This is a genomic window from Kribbella ginsengisoli, from assembly GCF_039537185.1.
Taxonomy (GTDB): Bacteria; Actinomycetota; Actinomycetes; order Propionibacteriales; family Kribbellaceae; genus Kribbella; species Kribbella koreensis.
Genome location: NZ_BAABAA010000018.1, coordinates 161,449 through 168,389 on the forward strand (window position 1 = coordinate 161,449; position 6,941 = coordinate 168,389).

General features: G+C 69.1%; 5 protein-coding genes. All 5 read left to right on the top strand.

Going from position 1 to position 6,941, the window contains the following annotated elements:
• Positions 1-18 precede the first annotated feature (18 nt).
• The 5 genes from ABD768_RS38875 to ABD768_RS38895 all read left to right on the top strand — a co-directional run bounded on the left by ABD768_RS38875 (position 19) and on the right by ABD768_RS38895 (position 6,783).
• Positions 19-1,209, top strand: coding sequence for a hypothetical protein (locus ABD768_RS38875; RefSeq protein WP_343966566.1), 1,191 nt, complete (start codon positions 19-21; stop codon positions 1,207-1,209).
• The gene (locus ABD768_RS38880) at positions 1,206-1,907 is read left to right on the top strand and encodes a hypothetical protein (RefSeq protein ID WP_344849320.1); all 702 of its coding nucleotides are present in this window, start codon (positions 1,206-1,208) and stop codon (positions 1,905-1,907) included. Before ABD768_RS38875 ends, ABD768_RS38880 begins: the two co-directional genes overlap by 4 nt.
• Complete coding sequence (locus ABD768_RS38885; protein WP_343966571.1) at positions 1,907-2,560, top strand: hypothetical protein; 654 nt, start codon at positions 1,907-1,909, stop codon at positions 2,558-2,560. The genes ABD768_RS38880 and ABD768_RS38885 overlap by 1 nt, the downstream gene beginning before the upstream one ends.
• Positions 2,557-5,850 (top strand): coiled-coil domain-containing protein, encoded by a 3,294-nt coding sequence (locus ABD768_RS38890; RefSeq protein ID WP_344849323.1) that lies wholly within the window; start codon positions 2,557-2,559, stop codon positions 5,848-5,850. Before ABD768_RS38885 ends, ABD768_RS38890 begins: the two co-directional genes overlap by 4 nt.
• 279 nt (positions 5,851-6,129) lie before the next feature.
• Entirely contained in the window at positions 6,130-6,783 is a 654-nt protein-coding gene (locus ABD768_RS38895; protein WP_344849324.1) for a hypothetical protein, read from the top strand.
• Positions 6,784-6,941 lie beyond the last annotated feature (158 nt).

Sequence of the window (6,941 nt, forward strand, 5' to 3'; positions counted from 1 at the left end):
GGCCGCGGGAGGAGAAGCGTGGACGCGACATTGCTGGATGCGGAGGCCGAAGCGGCTGTCCTGCGCGTCTATCGGCAGGTCTTCGCCGTGCTCGCCCGGGAGGCCGGCGCGATGATCGTCGACCCGGAGCTGCTGGACGCGGATCAGGCGATCCTGGATGCGTTCGCGGAGGCGGGCAGCGACGGGTTGACCGTGGAGCAGGCCGCGCTCGCCTGCCGTGGATGGCCGCATGAGGTGATCGTGCGGCGTTTCGAAGTACTGCGGCAGTACGGCGCGATCACCAAGCTCGTGGACCGGCCCAACGAGTTGCGTCACCGGGCGGCCTTCGCGCCGTACGTGATGCTGATGTTCCTCAAGCGGATGTCGGTGCAGGGCGGGCAGGCCGAGCTGCACCAATTGCTCACCCTCGAAGCACACAGCGTGAGCGATCCGCGGGCGGTCGAGGAGCAGGGGCAGGCATCGATCCAGCGGCTGACGAAGGTGTTCCGGCTGCTGGGAAACGAGCTGTCCATCCTGGTGTCGACCAGCACGACCGCGCAGCTGCGGGAGAACGCACAGCTCGCCTGGGGTAACGAGCGGCTGATCGAGCAGGCCGAGAAGGTGCACCGGATCGTGCTCGAGCGGTGGCCCGGGTTGCACCAGGTGTGCACGCAGCTGCGGATGTCGCTGGCTGCTTATGCGGATGCTGTTCAGCTCGCGGCCGGACGGCTGGTCGAGCGAGCCGGTACGACGCGGGCGCTCGGGTTGTTGCCGATCGAGACTTGGCTGACGTTTACGCGGAGCAGCGATACCGAAGTACTGGCCGGTGTGCTGGACGGCTTGCTGTTCGACGCGGCCGCGCCTGACTTCTCCCCGGAGGGCATGCTCGAGGCAGTCGAGTCCGGCCGCCGAACCGGTACTGCGCGGATGGCACCGCCTCGTCCTTCCTCGGAGACAGACGCGCCCGAGTCCGCCGCCGCCACAGACCGCGAGGATCTCCGCGCCGAAGCCGAGCGAATCCTCGCCGGCCGCTCCTCAGTCAGCATCGTGGACGTAGTCGACGACGCCGGCGACTGGGTCACCGCCCGCCGGGTCCTGGCCGAGCTGACCGCTGCCCACCTCCACGACGAGCTCGACTACGAGCTCGTCTGGGGCGACGGCATGCGAATCGACCCCACAGCCGGCACCCCCTGGGCCACCGAGGGAACCTTCCGGCGGGTGACCCGATGACGTCGTCGGAGGTCGCCGAGAGCGGCCGGTCCTACACCGCCCTCTGGTGGGCCAAAGTCCAGTCCGCCGGACCCCTCCAAGTCTCCCCGGACACCCCTGCCGTCCCAGGCCTCACCCGAGCCCCCGAGCCCGACGGCTCCACAATCTGGATGCTTCCCACCCTCCCCGAAGGCGCCGGCCACTCCGTCCTGGAGGAGCTCGGCATGCCCCCGGTAGCGGTCGAGATGCCCAACGAAACCGCCCGAGTCCTAGCCATCTGCGTAGCCTGCTGCTGGCAAGACCGCAGCGGCTCGGTGTGGCCCGGCGTGGTCGGCACCCTCACCCAAGTGAAGGCCGTCTACGCCGGCCTCCGAGGCCGCCCCGAACAATCCAGCGACCTGACCCTGATCATCGGCAGCCTCCGCCGCCTACACGCCACCAGCTGGCTGATCTGGAACGAAAAGGCCGGCGAAGTCCGCCTTGGCCCCCGGGTAACCACCTGGACCCCTACCGCCCAAACCGGCCTGAGAGAACTCTGCCGAATCCTCCCCGACCCACCCCCAGCCGTCCTGGCCCCACCCCGCACCCCCGAGCCCACCCCCGACCCACTCCCCAACGACGGGGACGCACCCAGCCCCGCCCCTGCCACCCCCACTTCCTCCGGGCCAGACCAATCAGCTGCGCCCGGCTCAGACCTACCCGAGCCGGAGGAGGACTGATGAGTGAGCATCATGCGCTCTTCGATCAGTTGTTGCAGGATTTGAGCGATCGGAGCAGGGACGAAGTACTGGCTGCGTTCAGTGCGGTGCAGTATGCGGCGCACCCGGTGGCCGAGGTGCAGCTGGCCGGGTTGCGGGACGTGACGTTGCGCCGTCAGGTGCAGAAGATGTTGAAGTTGATCGGTCGGACGCTGGTGCATGTGGACGGCACCCACTGGACAGCTGGGTACGCCGACGACATCGCCGAGACGCTGACCGCGCAAGGCTGGCAACCGCTTTCAGTCGTGGACCGCGCAGTACTGGTGCTCGTCCTGGTCCACTCGGTAGCGATCCCCCGCAGCGAAGGCATTCTCACCGGCGACAGCTGGAAGTCCGCCCGCCCGACGACCGTCGACGAGCTCCGCACCACCAAGATTTCCAGCGAGGAGCGCCGCCTGGCCCTCCAGCGACTGCGCGCCGCCGGCCTGATCCAGCTGTCCGGCGACCACTCCGGCGGCCCGAGCTACATCCCGGGCCCACAACTCCAACGCCTCACCCCGGCCGCACGGCGCCGCCTGCAGGATCAGCTGATCCTCGCGGCCGCCCCGTCGAGCCCGATCGCGGAGGCCATCCGCGCTCGCAAAGGCATCACCGAAGAAGAAGGAGCGGCATGAGCACCCCCACCCCCGCTGAGGACGGGCCGTACGACATCCTCGGCTCGAAGGTGCTGCTCGGCGTCCAGGTCGTCGACCTGTCCCGGCTGTCGACCCACCCGATCCCGATGGTCGGCCAAGGCCTCGTCACCGTTGCCGGCCAGGGCCCGGTCGACTCCAACGGCGCCGGCAAGTCCTCCTGGATCGCCGCCCTCTCGCTCCTCCACGCCGACGACCAGTGGCGCCTCACCAGCGGCGCTCCCGGCGCGGCCGAGCTGCTCTTCACCGCCGAAGCGGCCGGCCAGGAAGGCACCTGGTCCAACGTCGACCGCGGCTACATCGTCGGCGTCTTCTCCGACCCGGACCTGACCGAGCTGGCCGAGATCGAAGCGGCCGCCATCACCGTCTGGATCAGGATCAACCGCAAAGCGTCGTACCTGGACCTGCGCTGGAAGAGCGGCCTGCACGTCCCGTACGGCGTCACCGAGGCCGAGCGCGCAGCCGGCGCCGACGCGCTCTGGGCCGCGCTCCCCCACTCCAACGGCCGCACCGACTTCCACGCCAACAAGCTCTCCACAGTCCTGTACGGCGGCCAGGTTCGCTGCGTGTCGTTCCTCTCGACCTCCGTCCGCTCGTCCCCGACCGCCAACCTGCTCGCCGAGCCGCTGAACGAGCTCGGCCCCGCCCGCATCTTCAACGCGATCGCCACGCTCACCGGTCTCGATCACGAGCTGGAGCAGGAGCAGGCCCACCGCTCCGCCGAGCACACTCAACGCGAGGCGACCAAGCAGGCAGCGGCCGATCTCCAGCGCTGGGAACAGGAGATGGCCACCGTCGAGGCCGGCATCCTGCAACGCGCCGCCGCCCGCGAAGCCCTCGCCGCCGCCCGCGAATCCTGGAAGGCTCGCTGCGCCCGGCACCTCGTCGACGGCGATGCGCGCAACAGCGAGATCCTCCAAGAGCTGGGTGTACTGGACGAGCGCGTCGCCGAGCAGGAGGCGCGACGGGAGACCATCGACACCGAGATCGAAGCGTTCGGCAGCGAAGAGAATCTGCTCCGCGACGTCCAGCTCACCCGCCAGGAGCGCGACAAACTCGACGCCCGCGACCGTGAACTGGATCTCGCCCAACGCTCGGTCCGCGAACAGCTCGAGCGCCTCGGCCAAGAGCACCGCCGGCTGCTCGATGCCGGCCGCTCGGCCGACGGACGCGACCTGGCGGCCGCCGCCGAGGAGCAAGAAGAAGCCCGCGCGGTCCTCGAGGAGCACATCGGCCGCGATCACGCCGCGCGTTCGTTCGTGGACCAGGCGACCGCCGACCTCCGCGAGGCCGAGAGCGGCCAAACCGTCTCGGCTCCGCAGCAACAGGTACTGGCGAACGCCGGCATCGAGTGCGGCGCCCTCACCGACATCACCGAGCTGGCCACCGCCGACCGCGCCGAGTGGGAGCCGCGGCTGGCACCGTACCGGGAAGCCGTTGTCGTCGACGCGTCCGACGTCGCGATCGCAACGTCTGCCCTGAGCGACGCCGGCTATCCGGGCTTCCTGCTCGTACTCGCCAACCGGCCCGATGCCGCCGCTTTCAAGGGCGGACCGTCATCGGCGGACAAGCGGTTCAAGCTGGACGGGTTCTTCGCGGCTCTCGCGGAGCGTTCGGCGAAGGAGATCATCGACGAGCCGGCCGGCGTGGTCGCCGTCGGGCAGTTCGAGGAGGCGATCACCGGTCGCACGGCGCGCATCGAAGCGGCCCGCCGTCGCCTCGACGCAGCCGTCGAGGCCCGGTCAGAGGCATCGGCCGCGCTTGAGCAGGCTCGTGCGCGAGTGGACCAGGCCGAGCGGCGTACTGCCGCCGCCCGCGCGCTCGGGACCGCTGCGGACGTACAGGAGCAGATCCTTGCCCTGCGTGAGGTGAACGATCAGCACGAGACCGATCGCGACACGCTCGCACCCGCCTTGCAGGCGGCCAAGGAATCGGCCGAAGCCGCCGCGGGGCAGCAACTCGTCCGCGACGAGCGCCTGAAGAACCTCGAAGCCACTCGCCGCGATCACGACCGCATCCTCGACGAACTCGCCGGTCGACGGCTCGTGCTCCTGGAGGAGCAGACCGGTCTCGACCTGGTCAGCAGGACGACCGCTTGGGGCGGCAGCGCCTCGGAAGCCTCCGAGTTCCTGGTCGCCTTGCCGGATGCCGCGGCCCAGCGTCGAACGACGGCCGACTGGAACCACCAGGCCTGCACCCAGCTCGACGACGTCGTACGCCGCTGCTTCCCGAACGCACGCTCGCGGGAAGAGATCCCGTCGGAGCTGTGGGAGATCCTCAACGGCGCCGACGGCTGGTCGAACGGGACCCTCGGCGCGCGCGTCGCCCTGGTACCGGCCCTGCAGCGGACGCTGGCAAGCCACCTCGCGCAGCACGAGACCTTCGACAGCCTCCAGCAACAGCAGATCGCCAGCCAACGAGCTGAGCGGAATGCTGCCCTCGAACGCGCTCGCGAGGGACTCGGCGAGGCCGAGAGCACCGCGCGGGCCCATCGCTCGTCGCTTGCGGATGGCATCAAGGCGCGACTGCGACTGGTGTCAGCGGAATTCGACCGGCTGGACCAGCAGTACGGCGGGTACGGCGCGAAGCTCGAGTATCCGGAGCCTGACCCGCCAGCGGAACCGGACAAGCCGTGGCGCTGGACGGTCACGCCGAAGTGGCGCCGGTCCGAGGGCGGGCCGTTCTCGGCGTTCAACGTCAAGGGCAACACCGCGCAGATGGACGAGAAGGCAGTGAAGCTCGTCTGCGCCGCGGCGTTGGCCGGCGGCAGTGACCGTCCGCTGCTCCTGATCCTGGACGAGCTGGGCCGGAACCTCGGCTCCCAACACCGCCGAGAGGCCGTCGCCCTGTTCGAGCAGATCGGCCGCGACCGGAACATCACGGTCATCGGCGCCCTGCAGGACGACATGGAACGCTACGCGCTGTCCTCATCCCGTCTCTACGTGAAGCTGCGCCGCTCCTCCGACACGATGGCCTACAACCAGGCACCGGTCGTGAAGGGCAACGAGGAGTACTCCGCCCGGGTAGAACTCCTCCGCACCTGGCTCGACTCCTACCGGGGCCCCCGCCCAACCCTCGACCTAGCCGAACAAACCCTCGACACCGCCGAGCTCGCCCAACCTGACTCAACCGTTCTAGCTGATTCCTCCACCGAGGCTGCCGACGCGGCTCCGGCGAAGGCGTCTGGCCGACGGAAGCCAGCTAAATCGGTCAAGCAATCGACCGATGCCGAGCCGGGCGAAGACACCGAAGCAACGGGAGCCGCAGGCTGACCGGGCTGAACCGCGCGCCGAGCGGACAGGGTGGGCGGACCGTCGTCGGCCTCCCTCGGCAGCGGTACCGGTTTTGGGCGGGAGGTTGCGGAAAAGGGACCCCGGTGGTCGGGGCTGACCCGTCGCTCGTTCACACTGGAGGGGTGTCGTGTGAGCAGATGGGCGTTCAGGCCTGCCCCCGCTGTTCACACGGAGTAGGCGGAGCTCTGGTCAACCCCTCGTCGTTCGGCGTACCGTCCGTTGGACAGGTCCAGCCGGCAGCTGATCGGAGGGCGTGAGATGGCATCTTGGCTACTGCGCGCCCAGTGGGCTCACCGAGACGAATCGGTCGAACACCGAGCGCTCCGCGTCGGGCGCACCCTGACTGCGGTCGCTGTGGCGTTCCCAGAGGTTCACCTGTGGACGCAGGACGAGCGCTGGGGTTTCCACGTGCTCGAGGCGGACGCCTCCACACCGCTCCAGGAGATGGTCGAGGCGACCACGAAGGTCCTCTCGAATGGTTCGAGTACCACCCGCCTGCACCTGCAGAGCGCCGGTGATCTCCCCTGGTTGTTCGACCTCTCCATGGGCGGCACCCTCACGACGGTCTCCGACCAACTCACCCTGCACTGGAGTGACGAGGACGCGCTGATCCAGTCAGAGCGCTTCGCCCAGGTCCTCCGCGCGGTCGTCACGATCTGGGAACCCGAATGGGCCAGCATCGCCGACACCGAACTGGCAGCTGCCGCCGGCGTCTTCCGCCGCGGCATCCCGATGATGGGCTGGCTCACCTACGTCCGCGGCCTGGTAGCCGGCGCCCATGGCATAGACATCGGCCTCACCCCGTTCGAACGAGGCACCCTTCTCCAGGCACCCGTCGCCCCCGCAGACCTGACCCCGATCCACATCTGCGCCGCCGCGGCACTGGTAGGAATCTCCCCCGACGACCTCTGACCTCTGGGCTATGCCCTGGCAGGTCCGCAGCTCTCAAAAGGTCTGTAAAACACATTAAGGGCCACCCCTTGCGGGGTGGCCCTTAACAGTGTGAATGTCCGGCGACGTCCTACTCTCCCACGACCTACCGGTCGCAGTACCATCGGCGCTGTCAGGCT

Coding starts and splice junctions, on each gene's coding strand:
- ABD768_RS38895 (WP_344849324.1), top strand. CDS start 6,130: ATGGCATCTTGGCTACTGCGCGCCCAGTGGGCTCACCGAGACGAATCG.
- ABD768_RS38890 (WP_344849323.1), top strand. CDS start 2,557: ATGAGCACCCCCACCCCCGCTGAGGACGGGCCGTACGACATCCTCGGC.
- ABD768_RS38885 (WP_343966571.1), top strand. CDS start 1,907: ATGAGTGAGCATCATGCGCTCTTCGATCAGTTGTTGCAGGATTTGAGC.
- ABD768_RS38880 (WP_344849320.1), top strand. CDS start 1,206: ATGACGTCGTCGGAGGTCGCCGAGAGCGGCCGGTCCTACACCGCCCTC.